Below are 24,694 nucleotides of genomic sequence, written 5' to 3'. Positions count from 1 at the left end.
AGCCTAGTGCTCAGCCGGGCAGCTCGCCCGTGGCCACGGGCCGTGCCGGATCGGCCGCCCAGTGCGACCAGGAGCCCGCGTAGAGCGCGGCAGGCTCCTGCCTGCCGGCGACCTCCAGTGCCAGCACCACGGAGCAGGCCGTCACTCCGGAGCCGCAGTACGCGCCGACGGCCGTGTCACCGGTGACGCCGATCCTGGAGTAGTGCGCGGCAAGCTCGGCAGGGGTGCGCCAGCGGCCGTCCTCGCCCGTGTTCTCGGCGAACGGGGCGTTGCGGGCGCCGGGGACATGGCCCGCACGGGGATCGATCGGTTCGGTCTCGCCCCGGTAGCGCTCGGGCGCCCTGGCGTCGAGCAGCACACCGTCGCGGGCGAGGCCGGCCGCCTCCTCGGCGTCGAGCACCGGCATCGAACCGGGCTCGACCTCGATGTCGCCGGGTTCCGGGTCGGGTGTGGCCGCGCTGAGTGGCCTGCCCTCCTCGGCCCATGCCGCGAACCCGCCGTCGAGCACGGCCACCTCACGATGCCCTGCCCAGCGAAGCAGCCACCACGCCCTGGCCGCGATCGAACCGTCGCCGTCGTCGTACACCACGACCGGGTGACCGGCGCGGACTCCCGCAACGCGCAGCTCTGCCTGCAGGTCGCCCGGCGAAGGCAGCGGGTGCCGCCCACCCGTACCGGGCGGCGCCGCCAGTGCGGTGTCCAGGTCCAGGTAGACGGCGCCGGGGAGGTGTCCCGAGCGATAGGAGTCCCTTCCGGGCGGGCCCGCCAGCCGCCAGCGCACGTCAAGCAGGACAGGGCGCTGGGGCGGGGCTCCTTCGAGTCGACCGGCTAGGTCTATCGTGGTCATCAGCGAACGCATTCGATCATCCTCCACACCGGACCGGCTTCTGTCTGGCCGGGCCCTGCTCGCCGAGCGGGCAGCTGTTACCCCATCGCCTACGGGAGAGTCGGTATCAGCGACTACCATGGGGAACGCGGACGAAGGGGACAGCGTGAACGATCTCATCGACACCACCGAGATGTACCTGCGGACCATCTTCGAGCTCGAAGAAGAAGGTGTCGTACCACTGCGCGCTCGCATTGCCGAGCGCCTTCAGCAGAGCGGCCCCACGGTGAGCCAGACGGTCGCCAGGATGGAACGCGACGGGCTGGTGGTCGTCGCCGACGACCGCCACCTGCAGCTCACCGACCACGGCAGGGAACTGGCGATCGCGGTGATGCGCAAGCACCGTTTGGCCGAGCGTCTGCTGGTCGACGTCATCGGGCTCGAGTGGGAGCACGTGCACCTCGAAGCCTGCCGCTGGGAACACGTGATGAGCGAGGCCGTGGAGCGCAAGCTGGTCAAGCTGCTCGACCACCCCACGACCTCGCCCTACGGCAACCCCATTCCCGGACTGGACAAGCTGGGTGAGGGTGGCGAGCCCGCCCCGCCTGCCGAGTCCGACCTGGTTCGGCTGGACGAGTTCGCCCGTGCGGGCGGCGGCGACGTGGAGATCCGGCGGATCGCCGAACACGTGCAGCTCGACGAGTCGCTGATGACCGAGCTGAAGTCGGTCGGCGTCATCCCCGGGCACATGGTCCGGGTGGGCAAGACCAACGGCGGCGGTTCCACCATCGAGGTCACCGGCGACAACACGACCATGCAGGTGGCCAGCTCGGTGCTGCACGCCGTGCTCGCCCAGGCACGGTGAGCCGGAGCCGTAGCCACGTGGTGACCCACAGCGCGACGAGCAGCTCTGCCACGGCCGCATCCGCTTTCACCGCTCTGCACGACCGGACCCCCCAGGGCGTCTGGTCCGCACCGGGCAGGGTGAACCTGATCGGCGAGCACACCGACTACAACGACGGTTTCGTCCTGCCGTTCGCACTGCCCCACCGGCTGGCCGCCGCGGGTTCCGGACGGGACGACGGCCTGCTGACCGTGGCATCGGTCGGCTCGGACGGAAGACTGCGGCACGCCGAGCCAATGCGGATCGGCGAACTCGCCCCCGGCGCCGACGCCGCCGAACTCGGGTGGGCCGCCTACCCGGCGGGCGTGGCCTGGGTGCTGCGCGAACAGGGCTTCGACCGCGGGGCCGACCTGGTACTCGCGGGTGACGTGCCGACCGGGGCGGGCCTTTCGTCCTCGGCCGCGCTGGAGTGCGCCGTGGCGCTGGCGCTGCTCGGCCTCGCCGGGCGGGACGAGCCGGACGAGGCCGCCAGGGTCGAAGTCGCCCGGTGGGCCCAGCGCGCGGAGAACGAGTTCGTCGGCGTACCGACGGGCGTACTCGACCAGACGGCGTCAATGTGCTGTGTGGACGGACATGCGCTGTTCCTCGACGTGCGGTCCGGGCAGGCGGAGCAGGTGCCGTTCGACGCGGCCGCCGCGGGACTGCGGATCCTGGTTATCGACACCCGCGTGAAACACGCGCACAGCGAATCCGGCTACGGCGACCGCAGGCAGGGCACCGAGCGGGCCGCGGATCTGCTCGGAATCAAGGCGCTGCGCGACATCGCGGCCGACGAACTGGACACCAGCCTCGCGGCACTGCCCGAGGAACTCCGGCCACTGGTCCGGCACGTGGTCACCGAGAACGAGCGGGTCCTGCACGCGGTGAACCTGCTGCGTGAAGGCCGGCTGGCCGACCTGGGTCCGCTGCTGGACGCCTCCCACGAGAGCCTGCGGATTGATTACCGTGTCTCGGCCACCGAACTGGACCTCGCCGTGGAGACCGCCCGCTCGGCTGGTGCACTCGGCGCCAGGATGACCGGTGGCGGGTTCGGCGGCTCCGCGATCGCCCTGGTCCGGGCCGAGCACCAGGACTCGGTCGAAGCCGCGGTGACGGCCGCGTTCGACCGGGAGGGCCTGCGGCTGCCGCGGATGTTCGTCGGCGTCCCTTCTCCCGGCGCGGGAACGGATGCCGCTTAAAGGCTCGACTTTGCAGTTCTGGAGCCCGAGTTGGCAGTTCCGGGGCTCGACTTGGTAGCTCCGGCCGGTCAGCGGTTCCGCCGCCCGCCGGAAAGTGCCAACGCCGGCCCCGGTAGTGCAACATCGGCCCGCACCCCGGCCGAACGGGTGCTGGTGCGACAGTAGACACTGAGTGCGGTGACTGTGTCCGGGAACACAGCGATGGCCAGCTCCCAGACCCGCCGCCGCACTGTTCACGCGCGAGAAAGGCCCATCGAGAGATGTCAACGGTTACCGAAAAGCCGAGCAAGGCCCTGAAGCTGGTCGTCACGGGCGGCGCCGGTTACGTCGGCAGCGTGTGCACGGCCCGTCTGGTGGAGGCAGGCCACGAGGTCGTCGTTGTGGACGACCTCTCGACCGGACACGCGGACGCCGTCCACCCCGCTGCCAGGTTCGTCGAGGGCGACGCCGCCGAGACCGCGGAGACACTCCTCGCGGAGGGCTTCGACGGAGTGCTGCACTTCGCCGCGAAGTCCCTCGTCGGCGAGTCGATGCAGGATCCCGGGAAATACTGGCGCGGCAACGTGCTCACCTCTTTGCGGCTACTCGACGCCATGCGTGCCCACGGCACCCCCCGCCTTGTCTTCTCCTCGACCGCCGCGACTTACGGCGAGCCGGAGCAGTCCCCGATCCCGGAGACGGCGCCTACCCTGCCGACCAACACCTACGGCGCGACCAAACTGGCCATCGACCACGCGATCACCACCTACGCGCGAGCCCACGGACTGGCCGCCGTGAGTCTGCGCTACTTCAATGTCGCGGGGGCCTATGGCGGCTTCGGCGAGCGCCACGCCACCGAAACGCACCTGATCCCGATCGTCCTTCAGGTGGCGACCGGTGACCGCGACCAGGTCCAGATCTACGGCGAGGACTACCCGACCGACGACGGCACCGCGGTACGCGACTACATCCACGTCGCGGATCTTGCCGACGCCCACCTGCTGGCCCTCGAACACGCCACCGCGGGCGAGCACCAGATCTACAACCTCGGCAACGGCACCGGCTTCTCGGTGCGCCAGGTCATCGAGGCCTGCCGCGGCGTCACCGGCCACCCGATCCCAGCCGCGGTCGCACCGCGGCGTGCCGGGGACCCCGCCGTGCTGGTCGCGGCCAGCGACCGGGCGCGGGAGGATCTGGGCTGGAAGCCGGAACGCGCGGATCTCGCGGGCATCGTGTCCGACGCGTGGGCGTTCACCCAGACCCGCCGGGGGTAGTTCCGGTGAGCCAGTCCGGTGGGCCGCCTGTCGGTACCAACCGGGTCAGCCGATCCGGCGGCACACCGAGCCGGATCGACTCGGCGAGCATTGCCGCGAGGACGTGGGCGGGGTAGGCGTCGAGGGCGTTGTCCAGTGCCATCCCGGCGAAGGCTCCCTCGCCCCTGAGGTAGGCCGAGAAACCGAGCAGGCACGCGGCCTCGGCACGTTCGGGCGCGGGAATCCCGCGTACCAGTTCGAGCCAGAGCCGTTCGGCGTCGTGCGCTCGCCGCTCCCCCGCCGGAAGGGCGAGACCGAGGCAGTCGTCCCGGATACGCCGGTCGGACAACGCCCACGCCAGTCGTACTGCCTGTTCGTCGGTCAGCCGCAGCTTTCCTGTTCGAGACTGCGCGAGTGCAGCGACGACCTCTCGCCGGTCCCGCTCGAGAACTCGGCCGCTGTCTTCGGTAACGAGTGAGTCGCTCCACTCGTCCAGCAGTTCGCCGCGGCGGGTGAGGGTGGCGGCGTCGACCGGGTCCAGCAGACGGCCCATCTCGGCCCTGCTGCCGAAGGTGACTTGACCGGTGCTGGCCATGACCGTCGCCGCGACCGTCGTGGCCGGGTCGGGCAGGCGCCCCGTGCACGTCGGGTCCTGGTAGCAGCGGTACCGGGCGCCCGCGCGGATCTCGGGGACCCAGAGCGCGTGTTTGGTCGGGATTCCCGCGTTCGCCAGCACCTCGGACACGGCCTTGACCAGACCACTGTGGATCGGCTTGCCACCAGCCTGCGCCTGCGCTTTTCGTTGTGCGCAGACCACGAGTTGCGTGACACCCAGCGCCTGGTCGGCCAGTAGTGGAGCGACCAGCGACCGGGCCAACTGCTTGCGGTACCGCGGTGGCGGCAGGTCACCGCGGAGCACCACACCGATACGGGAACCGGTGGGCGGGCGGTGAGCGATCACGACGAGCGAATCTGTCGGCCGGAAGCCGAGCAGGCACGGAGTCGCGGCGATCAACTGGGCCGGATCGCGCAGGCTGACCGTGGACTGGCCGGCTGGGGTGGAGGTCGTCATGACTCCACCTTCGAACGCGAACAGCGACGGCGGTAGCACCCGGTGGACATCTGTGGACAACCACGTCCGAGAAGAACAAACAGGACCGGTCCCTGCCGGCGGGTGCGCCGTCCCTGTCCGAGGAGCAGGGCGACGCGGGCCGCGAGCAGGGGTCCCGCTACTTCAGTCGCAGTGTTCGAACGGGCTGGTGTAGTTGTCGGAGCCCACCGAACCACCCCACTTGACGCAGGTGGAACCGGCCGACCTGATCACCGGGCCGGCGTAGTAGGAGTAGTTGCCGGAGTCCGTGGCACGGGTTCCACCCTGCACCTCGAGGAAGGCGGATACCGGCGAAGCCTTGCCGAGCGAGGTGCTCTTCATCGTCACCACGCAGTTGCTGGTGTTGGACGACTTGTAGAGCAGGTAGACCGTCCCCGCTCCGCTGAGCCCCGCGGAGTCGATCACCGAGTAGCCCGAACCACAGGCGGCCTCGGGAGAGTAGGGGTTGCCGCCACAGTTGTTCTTGCTGGTGAAGTTCGTGTGGCCGTAGTACGGAACCGCGACACCGTTGAGCTTCGCCTTGACCACCGAGCCGTTGTACCGCTGTTCGTAGTGCAGGTGGGGTCCGGTGACCCCGCCGGTCGAGCCCGCGGTGCCGATCTTGGTGCCGAGCCGGACGTTCTGGCCGACCGACACGGTCTGGGTGGACAGATGCGCGTACCGCGTTCGCCAGCCACTGCCATGGTCGATCTCGATCCACCGGCCGTAGCTGGTGCTGCCCGTGTTACCCACGCGGGTGATCGTGCCGGCGGAGGAGGCGAGTACCGGCATCCCGGTGATTCCGCTCTTCTGGAAGTCGACCGAGTTCGCCGGGCTGTGCCCGCTGAAGGTCGCGGCCGTGACGGTCACGCCGCAGGTGAACGGGACCTGGAAGTTGGGCGCCGCCGACGCGGGCACCTGGCCGGCCGCCACGACTCCCAGCGCACCGAGCACCACGGCCGCTGCTCCGGCCGCCAGTCTTCGCAGCCTCAACATCACTACCTCCACCAGCAGGGAGTGACCATCCGAACACACGATTCAGGTGAGGTGGAAGACTGGCGAGCTTATCGAACAGTTAACATTTCACCATCTTTTGATAATCAATGCCATCTACCAACATTCCCATACTTGTTGACCGGCTAGTCAACTATCCCTAGGGTTCCCAGTCATGGGTCGAACGTCGGACGCACGCGAGCGCATCGTCCGCACCGCCGCCCGGTTGTTCCTGACGCGCAGCTACACCTCCGTGGGGGTCGGCGAGATCTGCGCGGAGGCTGACGTCCGGAAGGGCAGCTTCTACCACTACTTCGCCACCAAGGCCGACGTCGCGATCGCCGTGATCGACCTGCACGCAGCCGGGCTCGAACTGCGCCTGCGGGAGGCCGACGCGGCCGATCCGGCGCAGGCACTACGCGGCGTCGCACTCGCGGTCGGCCGGATCCAGGTGGGTTTCGAGGAGCGTTTCGGCCAGGTGGTCGGCTGCCCGTTCGGCAATCTGGCGGCCGAACTGTCCACCGCCGACACCGTGGTCCGGGAGCACCTGGCCGCCGTCTTCGCGAACTGGCGGGAGCGGATCGCGGCGGTGTGCCGGCGCGCCTCGGCACAGGGCCTGCTGCGGCAGGGAACGGACCCGGACCGGCTCGCCGCCGCCGTGCTCGCGCACGCGCAGGGCCTGATCCTGCTGGCCAAGGTCGACGCCGCACCCGCGGTGGACATCGCCGAGGGCATCGACGACCTGATCGCCGCCCACCTCGCGGAGGGAGTGACCGCATGACCGGACCGGCCGAACTGGACTTCCACTTCGACCCGATGTGCCCGTTCGCCTACCAGACGTCGGTCTGGATTCGCGAGGTACGCGCACAGACCGGTCTCACCGTCAACTGGCGCTTCTTCAGTCTCGAGGAGATCAACCGGGCGGAGGGCAAGAAGCACCCGTGGCAGCGCGCCTGGTCCTACGGCTGGTCCCTGATGCGGATCGGTGCGCTGTTGCGGCGGCGCGACATGGCGCTGCTGGACGCCTGGTACGAGACGACGGGACGGGCACTGCACGTCGAGGGACGCAAGCCGCACGATCCGGAGGTCGCCAGGGAGCTGCTGACCGGCATCGGCGCCGACCCGGAGGTGCTGGACGAGGCGATCGCCGACCCGAGGACCCACGACGAGGTCAGGGCCGACCACGAGCGGGTGACCGGCGCGGGCGGGTTCGGAGTGCCCACACTGTTCTTCCCTGACGGCCAGTCCCTCTTCGGACCGGTGCTGATCGATCCTCCCGAGGGCACGGCAGCCCTGCGGTTGTGGGACCTGGTCACCGGGATGCTCGAGTTTCCCCGGCTCTACGAACTCCAGCGCCCCAAGAGCGAGCAGGACCAGGCCGCGATCGCCGACGCGCTGCGGCCGTACCTGAGCGGACGGGACTGGGTGAGCATCAACCGTGGCCAGGTCATTCCCATCGGTGAATAGAGAACTGACAGGACAGCTGAGAACTGTGGTTTGCGCGGTCGGGTGATTTGTGGAACTCGGCCGACGAAGTCCCGCTGTCGCGGCGGCAGGGCGTCAACCGGCGAAGCCGGACAGTCGCTGGGAGCCAGAGCCCTGGCGACGCGATAGCGGACCCGAGTTCTCAGAAGAGCTGAGACATGAAGGAGACCGTCGATGACGACCAAGATTCCGAGTATCGCCAAGCAACCGCTGGTGGACGCCCTCGACCAGCAGTGGCTCAGCCTCGCCGAACTGATGGCGGGCCTGCCGGAGGACGCCTGGAACACCCCGACCACACTGCCCGGCTGGACAGTGCACGACGTGTTCGCCCATATCGTCGGGACCGAGTCGTCCCTGCTCGGTGAGCAGCCGGTCGAGTCGGCGAGCGACTTCTCCGCACTCGCGCACGTGCACAACCCCATCGCGGTTTTCAACGAACAATGGGTGGACATGCTGCGAGGGCACTCGCCGGAGCAGCTGCTGGCCCGGTTCAACGAGGTCACAGGGCGCAGGCGCAAGGCGATAGCCGCGATGTCGCAGGCGGACTTCGACGCCCCCAGCTGGACACCGCTCGGCCAGGGCACCTACGCCCGGTTCATGCAGATCCGGGTGTTCGACTGCTGGATGCACGAGCAGGACATCCGGGACGCCGTCGGCAGGCCGGGGCACGACGACGGTCCCCGCGCCGAACTGGTCATCGACGAGATCCAGCGAGGTCTCGGGTACATCGTCGGCAAGCTGGGCCGTGCCCCGCAGGGCAGCTCGGTCACCTTCTCCCTGACCGGGCCGGTCCGGCGGGCGATGCATGTACGGGTGGACGACCGCGCGAAGGTCGTGGACAGTCTCGCCGAGCCCGCCACCACGACGATCACGCTCCCGTCCACCCTGTTCGCCCAGCTCGCGGGCGGCCGGACCCGCGCGGACGACAATCGCGCGGAGATCGGCATCTCCGGCGACACCGGACTCGGCGAGCAGATCGTGCGCAACCTCGCCTACACGATCTGACCCCGCCGGGCAGCGCACTTTCCCGCGAAAGTGCGCTGCCCTGAAGCTCCCGTCCCAGGTCACGCTCGTGCGCTTCGGCACTTTCCCGGGAAAGTGCGCTCCTAGAACGCCGCGCGCAACGCCTTCTTCCCGCCGACCACCGGCAGGGTCACCGAGGTGTGGGTCAGGTCGAGGGCCAGTCCCGCACCCGGCGCGGGCCGCAGGGTGAAGTCGTGGTCGCTGGAGACCAGGACGAACTCGAGCTTGTGCCCCGCGGCGAGCACGTAGTCCTTCGGCTGCAGATCGAACGAGATCCGGTAGGTCTTGCCGGGTTTGATCGGCCGTGTCCTGGCCGGATCGGTGCGGTTCTGCGGGTCGGTCCAGCCCCGTGTGATCACCGTCGACGTGCCGTCAGGAGCGCGGTCCACCAGCACCCCGGTGATGTTCGCCGCGGGCCGGTCGAACGCGATCCCCAGCGTCAGACCAGGGGTCCCGCTGAGCCGGACCGGCCGCTTGGCCGCCTTCGTGGAGTAGCTCAGCCGGTTGGCCGACCGGGACTGGTCCACCAACTGCTCGACGGTCTTGCCCGCATCGTCGGTGAACCGCTCGGCATCGGTCCATCCGGGTGCGCGGTGGCGCAGGTCGAGCCCGCCCTTGCCCGCGCCTCCCTGCCGCGGGTACACCTTGGCGTCCGCCGTGCCGGGCGCGGGCCAGTCGGCCTCGTCGGTCCACGAGCCGTCCTCACGCTGGATGGTGGACTTCGGCTCCCGCTCGATGCCGTTGTCCAGTCCGTAGAGATAGTGCGAGAACCACTTGTTCAACGTCGACAACCAGGCCTCGCGGCGCAACGAGTACGGGTCGGCATGGCCGGACTGGTGCAGCCAGATCTTGTGCTCCACCCCGTGCGCGCGCAGCGCCTCGTACCACTGCGCCACCTGGCTCATGGTGACGTTCCAGTCGTTGAGTCCGTGCACCGCCAGCACCGAGGCACGGACGTTCTCGACGTCGTCGAGGTAGTTGCGCTCCGCCCAGAAGTCGCTGTAGTCGCCGGTCATCCGGTCCTGCTCGGCGGTCAGGTCGTCGATCACCGGGCGGCAGATCTCCCTGTCGTCCCTGGTGTAGACGTACTCGGCCAGCACGTCCGCGTCCTCGCCCTGGTACCCGCCGGGCGCCACCACCGCGCCGTCCTCACGGTAGTAGTCGTACCAGCTGGAGATCGCGGCGATGGGCACGATCGTCTCGAGGCCCTCGACACCGGTACTGGCCACCGCGTTGGGCAGCGTGCCGTTGTAGGAGACGCCCATCATCGCGGTCTTTCCCGTGGTCCAGTCCGCCGACACGGGTGCGCCCCCGGCGTCCCGTGCCGCCGCACGGCCGCCCAGCCAGTCCACAACGGACTTGGCGCCGATCGTCTCGTTCTCCCCACCGGTCGTCGGGCAACCGCTGGACTGCCCGCTGCCCAGTGATTCGCCGTAGACGACCGCGAAACCGCGCGAGGTGAAGTACTCCTCGTACCGCCAGGTGATCTGGGCCGCGCCGTTCGGGCCTGCGAGACCGACGCCGTCAGCGGCGCCGCGCGGGCCGCCCTTGCCGGATCCGGGACGGCCGGGAACGTGCAACTCCACGTCCACGTCGTGGTTGGTGATGTCGTTGCCACCGGCGTAGTACGGGCTCGCCTGGTACACCACGGGCACCGTCAGACCGTGCTCCGTCGCGCTGGGCCGGACGACTTCGACGTGCACCTCGTCGTCGGCGCCGTCGCCGTCACTGTCCACCGGGGCCGTGACCCACAAGCTCTCCCGGACGACATCGTCCGGATCGAACACCGGCTGGGCCTCACCGCCGGAGAACACCGGTCCCGGGGGCGGATCGGCGTGCGCCGAGATCGCGGTCAGCGGCAGGACGACTACAGCGGTCAGCAGGACTGCGGCACGTGCGGCTCTCACGGAACCCCCAGTGGGACGGCGCGACAAGGAAACCAGCCCGACCCTTCCGGGCGAACCGGTCAGTGTCAACGAGATTGCGCCACTTGCCCGACGAAAGGATCGCCCCGCCCCGGATCAGCCCTGGGCGATATAGGCCTCCAGTTGCTCCTGGCTCTGCTCCAGCTCGGTCATCCGCACCTTCACCACATCGCCGATGCTGACGATGCCGCTGAGCCTGCCGTCGGTGAGCACGGGAACGTGCCGGATCCGCCGTTCGGTCATGACGACGCTGAGCGAGTCCACCGCGTCCTCGGGAGTGCAGGTGGCCACCACGGTCGTCATGATGTCGGCGACCGGACGCTCCAGCAGGGCTGCGCCGTGCTCGTGCAGCTTCCGCACCACGTCGCGTTCGGAGACGATGCCGACAACCACCTGGTCCTGGTCGACGACCACCATCGCGCCGACGTTGTGTTCCGAGAGCCGAGCGAGCAGCTCGGCCACCGTGGCCAGCGGCTCGACCGTGGCTACCTCAGCGCCCTTGGTTCGCAACACATCGGCAATGCGCATCAGAATCCTCCCGACCTGGTGAGCTGGATCACGCCAGGCTACTGGCAGGTTCGGCAGCGGGAAAGCCGGAAGGAGGGTGGTCTGCGATAGGCGCCGGTCAGCGCACCGCGTGGGCGGGGACGTCGAACGTGTTGCAGTCCGCGGTTCCCTCAGCCGCGAAGCCCGCGCGCGCCCAGGCGATCTGGTTGGCCAGTGTGCCGTGGGTGTCGCTGTCGGCCGAGTTGGCGAAGTCCTCGACCGCCACCTGCGCCTGCCCCTCCGAGATCGAGCCCCGGCCCGCGGCGGCGGCGAGAAACAGCCCTGCGAAACAGTTCGCCTGCAGTTCCGTCCTGCGCGTCAGCTCCAACTCCGCGGGGGCGCCTTCCTCGACTCCGGTCAGCTCCTCACCCAGCGCGTACATGATTCCGCTAAGCAGTTGCACGTGGTGGCCGTACTCGTGTGCCAGCACCGCGAGATGCGCGGACCGGTTGAGACCGACTGTCGCGAGCAAGCGCTCCTGCGGCATGTAGATGACCTCGTCCCAGCCGCAGTAGAAAGCGGTCGCCTCCGCCTCGTCCGGCGGGTCGCCGCACTCGCTCGGCGCCTCCGCGGTGACCTCCAGCCCGGCCTCGGCGAACGGCTCCCCCGCAGCTGCCAGCACCGGCTCCCACGCGTCGTCGAGACAACGCAGGGCGGCCGCGTAGAACGACCTCAGCTCGGCATCACCCGAACCGATTCCGGGCAGGTCACAGGCGACCGCGGGCAGTGCCCTCCCCTCGGCCAGCAGCGGGTTCGTGCCGAGTTCGATGACCGGAACAGGCTCGGGGTCACCGGGCGGCAGACCGGGCACCGGATCCGCGGGGCCCGGGGAGGCGGGCACCGCCACGCCCACGACCGGGGACACACCACGGCCCACCATGGCCACCGCGAGTACCAGGCCCAGTACCAGTCCGAGCACTCCGACGACGGCGAACGGCGAGTTGCGCGGCGGGATCGGGGCCTGGGGCGCCGCGACGACGACGGGCGTGGTGTACACAGGGTGCGGCCCCGGCCGCCACTGGGAGACGGGCAGGTCCGCGACGCGGGCCGGGTCGTAGCTCGCAGCCGCGCGACGGCGTGCCTCATCGGCAGAGTCCACAGAGCACCTGGTGATCAGATCGTCCGACATCGGTGCGCGGCTGGTCACGGTCCCCGAGAACGTGAGAAGAGCAGTCCCCCAGATCCAACGCGGTGCCAGCATATCGGCACGAACCGAGCGGGGGATCACAGAACGGGAACGGTGTTCATCTGGCAACCGGGCGCCCCGCCCCGTCAGACTGGTCCGATGACCGACACGACAGCGGCGGACGAACCGCGGGACCCACATCTCTGGCTCGAAGATGTCACCGGTGAAGCTGCACTGAACTGGGTACGCGAGCAGAACGCGCTGACCGTCGAGGAGCTCACCGACGGCGCGCGGTTCGAGCAGCTGCGCGACGGCATCCGCGAGGTGCTCGACGCCGACGATCGGATCCCCTACGTGCGCAGGCGCGGGGAGTTCCTCTACAACTTCTGGCAGGACGCGGAGCACCCGCGCGGGCTCTGGCGGCGTACGACGCTGGCGGAGTACCGCCGCGCCCGGCCGGACTGGCAGGTTCTGCTCGACGTCGACGCGCTGGCCGAGGCAGAGGGCGAGAACTGGGTCTGGCAGGGGGCTTCCGTGCTGCGGCCCGGGTTCCACCGCGCGCTGGTAGAGCTGTCTCGGGGCGGTGCGGACGCCACGGAGGTGCGCGAGTTCGACCTGGAGAGCCGCGACTTCGTCCAGGACGGGTTCCGCCTCCCCGAGGCGAAGAGTTCGGTCGACTGGATCGACGAGGACCGGATCTACGTGGGCACCGACATCGGCGAGGGCTCCCTCACCACCTCCGGCTACCCACGACTGGTGCAGGAGTGGCGCAGGGGAACGCCACTGTCGGAGGCCACGACGGTGTTCGAGGGCAAGCCGGACGACGTCGCGGTACACGGGATGCACGACCCGACAGAGGGCCACGAACGGGACCTGATCGTCAGGGCGATCGACTTCTACCGTTCGGAAATCCAGCTGCGGACGCCGGACGGCCTGGTCCGGCTGGATCTGCCCGAGGACGCCCGGCCCTCGCTGCAACGTGAATGGCTACTGGTGCGCACCCGCTCCCCATGGAACACGGGTGTGGCGGAGCACCCGGCGGGAGCGTTGCTCGCGATCCGGCTGCAGGAGTTCCTCGACGGTTCCAGGGACCTCGACGTGCTGTTCGAGCCGGACGCCCGTACCTCGCTGGACTACTACGCCTGGACCCGGCACCACCTGATCCTGAACACCCTGTCCGACGTGAAGAACGAGCTGCGGATCCTCACTCCCGGCGAGCAGGGCTGGCGGTCCGAGCCGCTCGCCGGCGTGGGCCGCACCGACGCCGCGAGCATCGACATCACCGACACCGACCCGGACCACAGTGACGAGTTCCTGCTGAACGTCAGCGGGTTCACCGAACCGTCCACCTTGTTGTACGGCCATGTCGGGGAACCGGTCGAGACGCTCAAGCGGGCACCCGCGTTCTTCGACGGCGACGAACTCGCGGTGGAACAACATTTCGCGACCTCGAAGGACGGCACCCGGATCCCGTACTTCGTTGTCGGCGACCCGAGCAGGCGGCCGGGCCCGACGCTGCTGACCGGCTACGGCGGCTTCGAGGTGAGCCTGACCCCGTCGTACAGCGGGGTGATCGGGCGCGGCTGGCTGGCAGGCGGCGGCACGTACGTGGTCGCCAATCTGCGCGGTGGTGGCGAATACGGCCCCGAGTGGCACACCCAGGCCGTCAAGCACCACCGGCGCAGGGTGTACGAGGACTTCGCCGCCGTCGCGGCCGATCTCGTCGCTCGCGGAATCACCACGAAGGAACGATTGGGCATTCAGGGCGGCAGCAACGGCGGCCTGCTGATGGGCGTCATGCTCACCGGTTACCCGGAGCTGTTCGGGGCGATCGTCTGCCAGGTCCCGCTGCTGGACATGCGCCGCTACCACCAGCTGCTCGCGGGAGCGTCGTGGATGGCCGAGTACGGCGACCCGGACGAGCCCGCGGACTGGGAGTACCTCCGCACGTACTCGCCCTACCAGAACCTGCGGGCCGGTCAGGACTACCCGCCGGTGCTGTTCGTGACGTCGACCAGGGACGACCGGGTGCACCCGGCACACGCCCGGAAGATGGTCGCCGAGATGCGGGACCTGGGCTACGGTCCCGACCTCGTGCGCTACCACGAGAACATCGAGGGCGGACACGGCGCGGCGGCCGACAACGCCCAGCTGGCGTTCAAGTGGGCGCTGGTCTACGAGTTCCTTCTGCGGCAACTCATCTGAGGCTGGGCGGGGAGCCGGCGTGGCCGGCTCCCCGCCGCCTCCGTTGTCAGCTGCAGCCGGAGGTGGAGCCGCAACCCTCGCAGGCGTAGCACGATCCGGCAGGACGCATCTTGGTCCCGCAGGTCATGCACAGCGGCGCGTCGGCCGCCTTCCCGAGTTGCAGTTCCACCAGTTCGGCGGTGGTCTGCGCCTGCCTGCCGTGCTCGTACTCCCGGTCCTCCTCCTGTTCGAGGCCGCGCCGGGAACTGGAGTCCACGCTGCTGCGCAGTTCCTCCAGGTCCATGTTGTCCTGCCCGCTCGCCGGCGAGCCATAGTCGGCCTCGACCTGGGACGAGCGCTCGTCAGCGGTGAAGATCCCAAGCTGCGAACGCTTCTCGTACGGCAGGTAGTCCAGCGCCAGCCTGCGGAACAGGTAGTCGAGCACACTGGTCGCGATGCGCACGTCCGGGTCGTCGGTCATTCCCGCGGGCTCGAACCGCAGGTTCGAGAACTTGGAGACGTAGAACTCCAGCGGAATGCCGTACTGCAGGCCCACCGAGATCGACATGGAGAACGCGTCCATGACGCCGGCGAGCGTGGAGCCCTGCTTGCCAAGCTTGACGAAGATCTCGCCCAGCCCGTCGTCCGGGTAGGAACCGGCTGTCAGGTACCCCTCGGCCCCGCCGACGGTGAACGACACGGTCTGGCTCGGGCGCTTCTTCGGCAGGCGCTTGCGGACCGGCCGGTACTCGACCACAGTCTCCGGCTCGGCCGCCTGGGTGTCCTTCTTGCCAGTGGACAGCGGCTGGCCGACCTTGCAGTTGTCCCGGTAGATCGCCAGCGCCTTCAGGCCCATCTTCCAGCCCTGGAAGTAGATCTCCTCCACGTCGGAGACGGTGGCAGACTCGGGCATGTTGACGGTCTTGGAGATCGCGCCGGACAGGAACGGCTGCACGGCGGCCATCATCCGGACGTGCCCCATGGGGGCGATGGAGCGCTCGCCCACGGCGCAGTCGAACACCTCGTAGTGCTCGGGCCGCAGTCCGGGAGCGTCGACGACGTGGCCGTGCTGGGCGACGTACTCGACGATCGCCTCGACCTGCTCCTGCTGGTAGCCCAGCGAGTGCAGCGCTCCCGGCACGGTCTGGTTGACGATCTGCATCGAGCCGCCGCCGACCAGCTTCTTGAACTTGACCAGCGAGAAGTCCGGCTCGATCCCGGTGGTGTCGCAGTCCATCATGAAACCGATGGTCCCGGTCGGCGCGAGGACGCTGGCCTGCGCGTTGCGCCACCCCTGAGCGGTCCCGACCTCGATGCAGCGCTGCCACTCGGCCGTGGCCAGCTTGCGGACGTTGACGTCGTTGGTGTGCATCGTGCGGATCTGGTCGTTGGCCGCCGCGTGCTTGCGCATCACCCGCTGGTGGGCCTCGGCGTTGCGGGCGTACCCCTCGTACGGACCGACCACACCGGCCAGTTCGGCCGAACGCCGGTAGGACACACCGGTCATCAGCGAGGTGATACCCGCCGCGAGCGCCCGCCCTCCGTCGGAGTCGTAGGCGTGTCCGGTCGCCATCAGCAGCGCGCCGAGGTTGGCGTAGCCGATCCCGAGCTGCCGGAACTTGCGTGTGGTGTCCCCGATCGCCTCCGTGGGGAAGTCCGCGAAGGAGATGGAGATGTCCATCGCCGTGATGACCAGCTCGACGGTCCTGGCGAACAGCTCCGCGTTGAACGTGCCGTCGTCGGACAGGAACTTCATCAGGTTCAGCGAAGCGAGGTTGCAGCTGGAGTTGTCCAGGTGCATGTACTCCGAACACGGGTTGGACGCCGTGATCCGGCCGCTTTCCGGACACGTGTGCCAGTCGTTGATCGTGTCGTCGTACTGCATGCCGGGGTCGGCACACTCCCAGGCCGCGGTCGCCATCGAGCGGAACAGCGACGTGGCGTCGACCTCGTCGAGCACCTCTCCGGTCATCCTGCCGCGCAGGCCGAAGCTGCTCTTGGACTCGACGGCCCGCATGAACTCGTCGGAGACGCGCACCGAGTTGTTCGCGTTCTGGTACTGCACCGAGGAGATGTCGGCGCCGCTGAGATCCATGTCGAAGCCCGCGTCCCGCAGGACCCGGATCTTCTTTTCCTCACTGGCCTTGGTCTGGATGAACTCCTCGATGTCGGGGTGATCGACGTCGAGCACGACCATCTTCGCGGCCCGCCGGGTGGCACCCCCCGACTTGATGGTGCCCGCGGAGGCATCCGCCCCGCGCATGAACGACACCGGCCCGGACGCCGTGCCACCGGAGGACAGCAGTTCCTTCGACGAGCGGATCCTGGAGAGGTTCAGTCCCGCACCCGAACCGCCCTTGAAGATCAGGCCTTCCTCGCGGTACCAGTTGAGGATCGACTCCATGGTGTCGTCGACCGCGAGGATGAAGCAGGCCGACACCTGTTGCCGGGACGTGGTTCCCACGTTGAACCAGACCGGCGAGTTGAAGCTGAACACCTGGTGCAGCAGCATCCAGGTCAGCTCGTGCTCGAAGATCTCCGCATCGTCCGCGCCGGCGAAGTAGCCGTGCTCGATGCCCGCCTTCACGTACGTCTTGACGACCCGGTCGATGAGCTGCTTGAGGCTGCTCTCCCGCTGCGCGCTGCCGACAGCACCACGGAAGTACTTGCTGGTGACGATGTTGGTGGCGTTCACCGACCAGAACTCGGGAAACTCGACACCACGCTGCTCGAAGTTCACCGTCCCGTCGCGCCAGTTGGTCATCACGACGTCACGCTGCTCCCAGGTGACCTCGTCGTACGGATGAACTCCCTCGGTGGTGTACACCCGCTGCACGCTCAGCCCGCGCTGTGCGCGCGGCCCCTGCTTGCCTGCCTTGCCACCGGTTTTCGCTCCCATGGTCTCTGTCATGGGTCTCCCCTCACTCCTGCGCGGGGTGGCGGCGTTCGTCGCCGCCCGCGCTTCGTTCGCTCTCGTCCGAGTCGGCCGGACCAACCGTGCTCGCCATCGCTTCACGTAGGCCCGCGATCTCCTTTTCGAAGTCCTCGATCGAGGAGAAGGAGCGGTAGACGCTCGCGAAGCGCAGGTACGCGACCCCGTCGAGCTCGCGGAGCGGCCCGAGAATGGCCAGCCCCACTTCGTGGCTCGGAATTTCCGCGACCCCGGCGGACCGGATCGACTCCTCCACCCGCTGCGCGAGTTGCTGGAGGGCATCGTCGTCGACCGGCCGTCCCTGACAGGCGCGGCGCACTCCCCGAACCACTTTGTCCCTGCTGAACTGTTCGGTGACCCCGGACCGCTTCACCACGGCGAGCACCATCTGCTCCGATGTGGTGAACCGACGGCCGCACTCCGAGCACGAACGGCGCCGGCGAATCGCCTGGCCCTCGTCCACCTCTCGGGAGTCGACTACCCGGGAATCCACGTGACGACAGAACGGGCACCGCATCCGTCGCCTCACCTACCTCTCCAGCCGCCTCTGCCGACTCCCATGGCTACCCGCGGCGACCCGGCCGGCACGGAACCGGGCTGGTGATCGACATGTGGACAGCCGGTGGGCAAACCCGGCAAAGCTGTGGACAACTACTCCAGATTCTACCCCAACCTGTGGACCAACTACAGGCATGTAACTACTACATATAGGGGTTGACTGTAGATCGCGTCCCCTGGGCGCGCAAGCGCCTCAACTGGGTGAACACGAGCGTGTCCAGAGCGTGCGCATGGAGCGTGGATGGGTTATGGCGAGGCCGGAGCCAGGCCGGGCTGGTACGGCACAGCCAGCGGTAGTCCTGCCGGAACGGCGGAGCTCTCGAGGTCGTTGAGGCTGCGGATCCGGTCCACCACCGTCGCGGTGTCACTGGCGGGCGCGTACCGCGCAGCCAGGTCCGCCAGCGTCTCCCCCGCCCCGACGGATACCAGGGTGGTCTGCTCCGGCACGGGGGCGTCCGCCTGCGCCATTCGTCCGGCGAACAGACCAAGCACGACGACCAGCAGTGCCGAGCCGACCGCGAGCGCGACCAGCAACGGCCAGCGCACCGCGTCGCGTCGCCCCGGCGCGCAGGTGGCGGGCGCCGTACGGGCGTAACCGGCTACCACTCGCGCCCTGGTCGGCGGCCTGCGCACCTCGTCACGATGCCGGTGCGTGCTCCGCAGTCCGGAAGGTGACGGTTCGAAGACCGGGCGGCGCCCACGATCAGTTACGGGGACACGACTCTGACGACTCTGACGACTCGGGCGCGCACCGTGCACGAGAACCGACATGACGGAACCTCCTCCAGGTTCAACTCCGCGCTCGACATGACAGTGACCGTCCGGCTGTCGCTCGCCCGACCGCCCTCGGCGGACCGGACTCGAACATCCGTTCTATCGAACGCCCGTGCGAATGTGTACCACCCCGGTCCGACAAAATCGAGCACTCGCGGCGTGTCGTTCGAACAGATGTTTGAAAATCCCCTGGTGGAGGGCTAACGTCGATATCGACACAGATCAACAACGCACGAGTCGGCACACGACGGCGAGGGTTGTTCACAAGTCGGCAGACGGGGCCACCCAGAGGGTGGTCGTGGCTGCCGGCTGCTGGTGAGGTCCATGCAGGACCGCGCGTCAGCGGTGAACAACCCGAGTTTTGAATTAGACACCGCGGTGGCAACCGCGACAACGAACTTCGATGTCCTGGAGGAAGCACGGTGGCACGCGAGACGACACGGCAGACCAAGAAGGAGCCGGCCGGAAAGGCAGGCGGTGCCACGCGATCTCGCAAGGCCAAAGCCGACTCGGCCCGACTGGGCGGCTCGGGCATCCCCGACGCGCCGGACGGCCTGGACGCGGTAGCCGCCGTGCACGCCCTGCACGAGGGGGAGGATGCCGACGACCAGCTCACCCCCCGTCAGGAGCAGGTGCTTGAGGTCATCCGGGCTTGGGTGGAGCGGTTCGGCTACCCGCCCAGCGTCCGGGAGATCGGCGAGGCCGTCGGGCTGAACTCGACGTCATCGGTGTCGCATCAGCTGCGCGCTCTGCAGCGCAAGGGGTACCTGCGCCGGGACGCGAACCGTCCGCGAGCTGTCGGCGTGCTGACCGCGGCGGTGGATCCGGCGGCCGTCACAGCGGCCGCCGAGCAGCTCGATCAGTTACCCAAGCCGGCGTACGTGCCGCTGGTCGGCCGGATCGCCGCAGGTGGGCCGGTGCTGGCCGAGCAGGCGATCGAGGACGTCTTCCCCCTACCGAAGGACATCGTCGGCGAAGGCGACGTGTTCCTGCTGCGCGTCGCCGGTGACTCGATGGTCGATGCGGCCATCACCGACGGCGACTGGGTCGTGGTCCGGCAGCAGCCGACCGCGGACAACGGCGAGATCGTCGCCGCCATGATCGACGGCGAGGCGACAGTGAAGACGTTCAAACGCAAGGACGGGCACGTCTGGCTGATGCCGCAGAACGAGGCATACGAACCGATCGCGGGCGACGAGGCGAGCATCCTCGGCAAGGTGGTCGCAGTGCTGCGTAGACTCTGACCGGCTCTCGGCGGTCTACATCGCGGCGGTCCAGATCTCAGCGCCGCTTCCGGCGCCGGACGAGCTTGCCTGTGCCGAGTACCGTCACCGCGGCCACGACGACGGCGATGGCGATCCCGGGCAGTACCGGCAGTCCTGACGAGTCCGAAGAGGGCGCTGAGGGCGCGGTGGGCGCTGAGGGCGCGGCCTCGCCTGGTTCCGAACCGTCACCCGCGGCCGAGGCACCCTCCGGCGCCGATCCGTTGTCTCCCGCGGGTACGAGCCCGGTGGCACCAGGAACGGACCGCACGGGTTCTCCGGTGCCCTCGCTGGCGGAGAGCAGGGAGCCGTCGGGGGTGAAAGCGATGGCCTCACCCTGGTTCTCGTCCGCCAGCGGCACCCGGACCGGTGCGCTCCGCAGTGCGGCCGGGATGTCCCCGTCCGGCACCCGGTAGAGGTACGCATCGGTGTAGGTGCGCAGGGCGATCACCGTGCCGTCGGCGCTCACGGCGCCTCCCGTGACAAGCACCGAGCCAGTGGCTCCGACGGGCCCGCCCTGCGTGTCGGTCGATTCGAGGCGCAGCGAGCCGACGTTCTCCAGTGGGGTCGGGCCGGGACTACTCAAGGGCCCGGTAGGGCGGTAGACCTCGGAGATGCCGAGCACGTTCTTGGTGATCACGTACGGGACACCGGCGCGGTCCAGCAGCAGCGCCTCCGCGTCGTGCGGGCCATCCGGGTAGGTCAACCGGTAGAGGGTCGCCCCGCCGTCGGGGCGGACCTCGTGCAGCGCGACCGTGTCCCGCTGCTTGCGGTTGTCCCCGGTGTCGGCCAGCCAGAGAGTTCCGTCCTCGGCTCGGGCCATGTCCTCCACGTCGTAGGGATCGGTGGGATCGGAGATCGTCCGCTGGACCGAGCAGTCCCGGTTCAGCACGAAAATCTCGATCCGCGTGCCGCCGTCGTTCACCGCGTACCAGTGCTCGTCATCGGCGGCCAGGCCGGAAAGTTCACCGAGCCGCTCGTCCGAGATGGCACAGACCGGTTCCGGAGCGGGCACATCCGCCGCACTGGCGGCCGGGCACAGCAGCACGGAATGCAGTACCGCCAGCAGCGCGACCGTCACCGCGACGTTCCGGAAAACCCCTGCCCCGCTGAGCCTGATCACGGCTCCACGCTACTGAGCGCCGTCGCCATGGTGCGGCACCGACCCCCGCTCGGTCAGTGCGCGGGACCGTTGCTGAACGGAGGTACGCGGCCGTGCCCTGGAAAACGCGCACGGCGAAGCCCACGAGCGGCTAGGCGGGGCGCCTGACCCGTGGGGTGACTATCGCGGGTGAGTCCGAGCCCCGCCGAGTCGGTCGTGACGCGCGTTTACCTACAAGCTCAGTGCGCGGAACCGTTGGTCGCGTACTGCTCGAGCGCGGCGGCGAGGTCCGGGTGCACGCGAGCGCGCAGCCTGGTGCCCTCCGCCACGTGCTCCTCGGAGACCACCTCGCCGTCGGCGTGCGTTCGCGCCACGAGTTCGCCCCTGGTGTACGGCACCATCGCGTCGATCACGACCTGTGGCCGCGGCAGGCGTTCGGCGATCGCGGCGACCAGTTCCTCCACGCCCGCACCGGTACCCGCCGAGACCACCACGGCCCCTGGCAGCAGGTTACGAAGCCGGGCGAGTGAGAGCTCGTCGGCGATGTCCGCCTTGTTGATCACCAGGAGTTCCTGGGGCAACGGCTCGGACCGGCGCTGGGTGATCTCGGCGAGCACCTCGCGCACGGCGTTGACCTGCTCCTCGGGAGCCGGATCAGAGCCGTCCACCACGTGCACCAGCAGATCGGCGTCGGCCGCCTCGTCCAGCGTCGAGCGGAACGCGTCCACCAGCTGGTGCGGCAGGTGCCGGACGAACCCCACCGTGTCGGTGAGCGTGTACGTGTGGCCGTCCGGCGTCTCGGCCCGCCGAGTGGTCGGGTCCAGCGTCGCGAAGAGTGCGTCCTCCACGAGTACACCGGCGCCGGTGATGGCGTTCAGCAGGCTGGACTTGCCCGCGTTGGTGTAGCCCACGATCGCCACGCTCGGCACCTCGTTGGCCACCCTGCGCCCGCGCTTGGTTTCCCTGATCGTGTCCATGGACGCGATCTCTCTGCGCAGCTTGGACAGGCGCTTGCTGATGCGGCGCCGGTCGGTCTCCAGCTTCGTCTCACCGGGACCACGCAGACCCACACCACCGTTGCCGCCTCCGGCCCGGCCACCGGCCTGCCGGGACAGCGATTCACCCCAGCCCCGCAGGCGGGGAATGAGGTACTGCAGCTGGGCCAGCTCGACCTGCGCCTTGCCCTCCCGTGACCGGGCGTGCTGGGCGAAGATGTCCAGGATCAGGGCGGTGCGGTCGACCACCTTGACCTTGAGTTTCGCCTCCAGCTGGCGTAGCTGCCCAGGTGAGAGTTCACCATCGCAGATCACCGTGTCCGCCCCTGTGGCGCGCACGATGTCCGCCAGCTCCAGCACCTTGCCGGAGCCGATGTAAGTAGCCGGGTCCGGGCGCTGCCTGCGCTGGACCAGCCCTTCCAATACCTCGGACCCGGCGGTCTCGGCGAGCCGGGCCAGCTCGGCGAGCGAGGCCTCGGACTGGGCAGCGGTGCCCTCGGTCCACACCCCGACGAGCACAACGCGCTCCAGCCGGAGTTTTCGGTACTCGACCTCTGTGACGTCGTCCAGTTCGGTGGACAGCCCCGCGACCCTGCGAAGTGACGCGCGGTCCTCGAGCTCCAGCTCACCGGTCGACAGCTCTTCGTCGAGCAGATCATTGTGTGTCAGTTCTGTCATCGTCCTTCCATCGTCCCACGATTCGCCCGGAACACCGAACGAGTTATGCGGCCGTCACCGGCTGGGGTAGAGCACCGTGTACACGGCCACGCTCGGTTCGCCCGGCTGCGGCGAGCGGTTCTTGAACTCCTCGAGCAGGTCGTAGAGCCTGCGTTCGAACTCGGCGTGCTCCGCCGGGTGCAGTTGCAGCACGAGCCTGCTCTGCCGCAGTGCGTCGGGTCCGACCTCGGCGACCTCGGCGAGATAGGCCTCGAGAACCGCCTCGGAAACGCCCGGGGTCACCCCGGCGTCGTCGAGTTCCCAGGACAGGCCCGTGGACAGGTAGGGAATCTCCCTGGCGCCCCGCGTGCCCTTCCGTGCGGGTAGTGCCCTGAGGAATCCGGTATCCACCAGCTTGCGGACGTGGTGCAGGGTCGTCGCGGGATCACGACCCAGCCGCTGCGCCAGTTCCTTGTTCGTCAGCGCCTCCGTGAAGGTCAACCGGATGATGCGCAGACGTATTCCGGAGGCCAGCGCGTTCGCCTCGGCCTCGGTCGCCTTCCGTCGCTCTGCCGTCACCCGCCCAGCCTACGACGGTGAGTGATTGACACTTTCCAATCACTTACTCCATCATCTCCACTCATGGCCCGAGACTCCCTGTGGTTCCACCGCGATTTCCGCCGGTTGTGGGCCGGCGACACCGTCAGCCAGTTCAGCACCTTCGTCAGCATCACGGTCCTGCAACTGCTGGCCGTGACCGTGCTCGCGGCGAATCCGTTCGAGATGGGGCTGCTCACCGCCGCGGAGCACGCGGCCTTCCTGCTGATCGGCCTGCCAGCTGGTGTGTGGGTGGACCGGATGCGCCGCAAACCGCTCATGGTGGGCGCGGACCTCGCGCGCGGTCTGCTGTTGCTCAGTGTGCCGTTCGCCTGGTGGGCCGGTGTGCTGACCCTGACCCAGTTGCTGGTCGTGGCCCTGCTGGTCGGCGTGTGCACGCTGTTCTTCGACGTCGCCTACCAGTCCTATCTGCCGTTCCTGGTCGGCCGCGTCAATCTGGTGGAAGGCAACGCCAAGCTGCAGGCGAGCCAGTCGGTGGCGCACGTGACGGGGCCAGGGATCGGCGGCGCGCTCGCCCAGCTCGCCGGGGCGGCGAACGCCGTGCTCGCGGCAGGGATCGGCTATCTGGCATCGGCGGCGTTGCTGCTCCGCATCCGGGTGCAGGAACCCACGCCGGAGCGGGCCGCGCACAGGAACCTGCGGGCGGAGATCGCCGAGGGCCTGCGCTTCGTGTTCGGCAACACGACGCTGCGCGCGATCACCCTCTGCACCGCGACCGGGAACTTCGCGGGTGGCGCGTACGCCGCACTCCAGGTGTTGTTCCTGACCAGGGAACTGGGCCTGCCCGCGGCGGGTGTCGGCCTCGTACTGGCGATCAGTGGCGTCGGCGGCATCCTCGGGGCGTTCACCGCGTCCTGGTGGAGCCGCCGGATCGGTCAGGCCAGGGCGGTGTGGCTGGTGCCGTTGGTGACCTGGCCCGCTCAGCTGCTCGTGCCACTGGCCGTACCGGGCTGGCGGGTCGGGATCGCCGTGGCCGGTCTGGTGATCGTCAGTTACGGCATCATCGTCTACAACGTCGCGCAGGTGAGCTTCCGGCAGGCCATCTGTCCCGACCGGCTGCTCGGGCGGATGAACGCGAGCGTGCGCAGTGTCGTCTGGGGCGCGATGCCACTGGGCAGCCTGCTGGGCGGCGTGCTCGGCGAGTGGCTCGGTGTCCGGGGCGGGGTCTGGGTCGCGACCGCGGGAATGTCGCTCGCCGTGCTCTGGGTGCTCTTTTCACCCCTGCGATCGATGCGCGACCTGCCGAGCAGTGAGGAGGAACCGGTGACGGCACCGAACTGACCG

The 24,694-nt window shown here is 68.9% G+C and carries 21 protein-coding genes; 9 read left to right on the top strand and 12 right to left on the bottom strand.

The window, feature by feature from the left end; genetic code table 11:
* Positions 1 to 10: 10 nt before the first annotated feature.
* Positions 11 to 859 carry a sulfurtransferase gene (locus BM199_RS17015; RefSeq protein WP_091674198.1) on the bottom strand — a complete coding sequence of 283 codons (849 nt, stop codon included), beginning with the start codon at positions 857 to 859 and terminating at the stop codon, positions 11 to 13.
* A 106-nt stretch (positions 860 to 965) separates the two neighbouring features.
* On the opposite strand from BM199_RS17015, the gene BM199_RS17010 reads away from it, so the two are divergent.
* From BM199_RS17010 to galE, 3 genes are all read left to right on the top strand, one after another.
* A complete protein-coding gene (locus BM199_RS17010) occupies positions 966 to 1,691 on the top strand; it encodes an iron-dependent transcriptional repressor DtxR (RefSeq protein ID WP_091674197.1) in 726 nt (241 codons plus the stop codon).
* 17 nt (positions 1,692 to 1,708) lie between these two features.
* Positions 1,709 to 2,908, top strand: coding sequence for a galactokinase (galK, locus tag BM199_RS17005; RefSeq protein WP_245788409.1), 1,200 nt, complete (start codon positions 1,709 to 1,711; stop codon positions 2,906 to 2,908).
* A 260-nt stretch (positions 2,909 to 3,168) separates the two neighbouring features.
* Positions 3,169 to 4,161 (top strand): UDP-glucose 4-epimerase GalE, encoded by a 993-nt coding sequence (gene galE / locus BM199_RS17000; protein WP_091674195.1) that lies wholly within the window; start codon positions 3,169 to 3,171, stop codon positions 4,159 to 4,161.
* Here galE and BM199_RS16995 read toward each other — a convergent pair.
* Complete coding sequence (locus tag BM199_RS16995) at positions 4,139 to 5,212, bottom strand: DUF4192 domain-containing protein (RefSeq protein ID WP_091674282.1); 1,074 nt, start codon at positions 5,210 to 5,212, stop codon at positions 4,139 to 4,141. The two genes, galE and BM199_RS16995, sit on opposite strands and share 23 nt — an antisense overlap.
* 162 nt (positions 5,213 to 5,374) lie before the next feature.
* The gene (locus BM199_RS16990) at positions 5,375 to 6,226 is read right to left on the bottom strand and encodes a M23 family metallopeptidase (protein ID WP_091674194.1); all 852 of its coding nucleotides are present in this window, start codon (positions 6,224 to 6,226) and stop codon (positions 5,375 to 5,377) included.
* Between the two features lie 172 nt (positions 6,227 to 6,398).
* Here BM199_RS16990 and BM199_RS16985 point away from each other — a divergent pair, with 172 nt between their 5' ends.
* From BM199_RS16985 to BM199_RS16975, 3 genes are all read left to right on the top strand, one after another.
* Positions 6,399 to 7,004: a TetR/AcrR family transcriptional regulator gene (locus tag BM199_RS16985; RefSeq protein ID WP_091674193.1), complete on the top strand. Its 606-nt coding sequence runs from the start codon at positions 6,399 to 6,401 to the stop codon at positions 7,002 to 7,004.
* Positions 7,001 to 7,690: a mycothiol-dependent nitroreductase Rv2466c family protein gene (locus BM199_RS16980; RefSeq protein ID WP_091674192.1), complete on the top strand. Its 690-nt coding sequence runs from the start codon at positions 7,001 to 7,003 to the stop codon at positions 7,688 to 7,690. The genes BM199_RS16985 and BM199_RS16980 overlap by 4 nt, the downstream gene beginning before the upstream one ends.
* 192 nt (positions 7,691 to 7,882) lie before the next feature.
* Entirely contained in the window at positions 7,883 to 8,713 is an 831-nt protein-coding gene (locus BM199_RS16975; RefSeq protein WP_091674191.1) for a maleylpyruvate isomerase family mycothiol-dependent enzyme, read from the top strand.
* Positions 8,714 to 8,814: 101 nt separating this feature from the next.
* Here BM199_RS16975 and BM199_RS16970 read toward each other — a convergent pair whose 3' ends face one another.
* The 3 genes from BM199_RS16970 to BM199_RS16960 all read right to left on the bottom strand — a co-directional run bounded on the left by BM199_RS16970 (position 8,815) and on the right by BM199_RS16960 (position 12,301).
* Complete coding sequence (locus BM199_RS16970; RefSeq protein WP_091674190.1) at positions 8,815 to 10,638, bottom strand: Xaa-Pro dipeptidyl-peptidase; 1,824 nt, start codon at positions 10,636 to 10,638, stop codon at positions 8,815 to 8,817.
* A 114-nt stretch (positions 10,639 to 10,752) separates the two neighbouring features.
* The gene (locus BM199_RS16965) at positions 10,753 to 11,184 is read right to left on the bottom strand and encodes a CBS domain-containing protein (RefSeq protein ID WP_091674189.1); all 432 of its coding nucleotides are present in this window, start codon (positions 11,182 to 11,184) and stop codon (positions 10,753 to 10,755) included.
* Positions 11,185 to 11,281: 97 nt separating this feature from the next.
* The gene (locus tag BM199_RS16960; RefSeq protein WP_245788408.1) at positions 11,282 to 12,301 is read right to left on the bottom strand and encodes a neutral zinc metallopeptidase; all 1,020 of its coding nucleotides are present in this window, start codon (positions 12,299 to 12,301) and stop codon (positions 11,282 to 11,284) included.
* Positions 12,302 to 12,487: 186 nt separating this feature from the next.
* Here BM199_RS16960 and BM199_RS16955 point away from each other — a divergent pair, with 186 nt between their 5' ends.
* On the top strand, positions 12,488 to 14,533 hold the full coding sequence (locus BM199_RS16955) for a prolyl oligopeptidase family serine peptidase (protein WP_091674188.1): 2,046 nt from the start codon (positions 12,488 to 12,490) through the stop codon (positions 14,531 to 14,533).
* Positions 14,534 to 14,579: 46 nt separating this feature from the next.
* Here the strand turns inward: BM199_RS16955 and BM199_RS16950 are convergent, their stop codons facing one another.
* The 3 genes from BM199_RS16950 to BM199_RS34570 form a co-directional block, all read right to left on the bottom strand.
* On the bottom strand, positions 14,580 to 17,423 hold the full coding sequence (locus BM199_RS16950) for a vitamin B12-dependent ribonucleotide reductase (RefSeq protein ID WP_091674187.1): 2,844 nt from the start codon (positions 17,421 to 17,423) through the stop codon (positions 14,580 to 14,582).
* 10 nt (positions 17,424 to 17,433) lie between these two features.
* Complete coding sequence (gene nrdR, locus BM199_RS16945; RefSeq protein WP_091674186.1) at positions 17,434 to 17,961, bottom strand: transcriptional regulator NrdR; 528 nt, start codon at positions 17,959 to 17,961, stop codon at positions 17,434 to 17,436.
* 287 nt (positions 17,962 to 18,248) lie between these two features.
* Positions 18,249 to 18,635 (bottom strand): LysM peptidoglycan-binding domain-containing protein, encoded by a 387-nt coding sequence (locus BM199_RS34570; RefSeq protein WP_245788407.1) that lies wholly within the window; start codon positions 18,633 to 18,635, stop codon positions 18,249 to 18,251.
* A gap of 695 nt (positions 18,636 to 19,330) precedes the next feature.
* On the opposite strand from BM199_RS34570, the gene lexA reads away from it, so the two are divergent.
* A complete protein-coding gene (gene lexA, locus BM199_RS16935) occupies positions 19,331 to 20,020 on the top strand; it encodes a transcriptional repressor LexA (RefSeq protein WP_425425542.1) in 690 nt (229 codons plus the stop codon).
* Positions 20,021 to 20,057: 37 nt separating this feature from the next.
* On the opposite strand, the gene BM199_RS16930 is transcribed toward lexA, so the two are convergent.
* The 3 genes from BM199_RS16930 to BM199_RS16920 form a co-directional block, all read right to left on the bottom strand.
* Positions 20,058 to 21,161: an SdiA-regulated/phytase-like domain-containing protein gene (locus BM199_RS16930; RefSeq protein WP_425425536.1), complete on the bottom strand. Its 1,104-nt coding sequence runs from the start codon at positions 21,159 to 21,161 to the stop codon at positions 20,058 to 20,060.
* 218 nt (positions 21,162 to 21,379) lie between these two features.
* The gene (gene hflX / locus BM199_RS16925; protein ID WP_091674185.1) at positions 21,380 to 22,813 is read right to left on the bottom strand and encodes a GTPase HflX; all 1,434 of its coding nucleotides are present in this window, start codon (positions 22,811 to 22,813) and stop codon (positions 21,380 to 21,382) included.
* A gap of 54 nt (positions 22,814 to 22,867) precedes the next feature.
* The gene (locus BM199_RS16920) at positions 22,868 to 23,371 is read right to left on the bottom strand and encodes an ArsR/SmtB family transcription factor (protein ID WP_091674184.1); all 504 of its coding nucleotides are present in this window, start codon (positions 23,369 to 23,371) and stop codon (positions 22,868 to 22,870) included.
* 63 nt (positions 23,372 to 23,434) lie between these two features.
* Between BM199_RS16920 and BM199_RS16915 the strand changes: the two genes are divergently transcribed.
* Entirely contained in the window at positions 23,435 to 24,691 is a 1,257-nt protein-coding gene (locus tag BM199_RS16915; RefSeq protein ID WP_091674183.1) for an MFS transporter, read from the top strand.
* Positions 24,692 to 24,694 lie beyond the last annotated feature (3 nt).

This window comes from Amycolatopsis marina, from assembly GCF_900111885.1.
GTDB classification, from domain to species: Bacteria; Actinomycetota; Actinomycetes; order Mycobacteriales; family Pseudonocardiaceae; genus Amycolatopsis; species Amycolatopsis marina.
The sequence above is the reverse complement of the archived record's forward strand: the minus strand, read 5'-3'. Positions and strand labels throughout refer to the sequence as shown.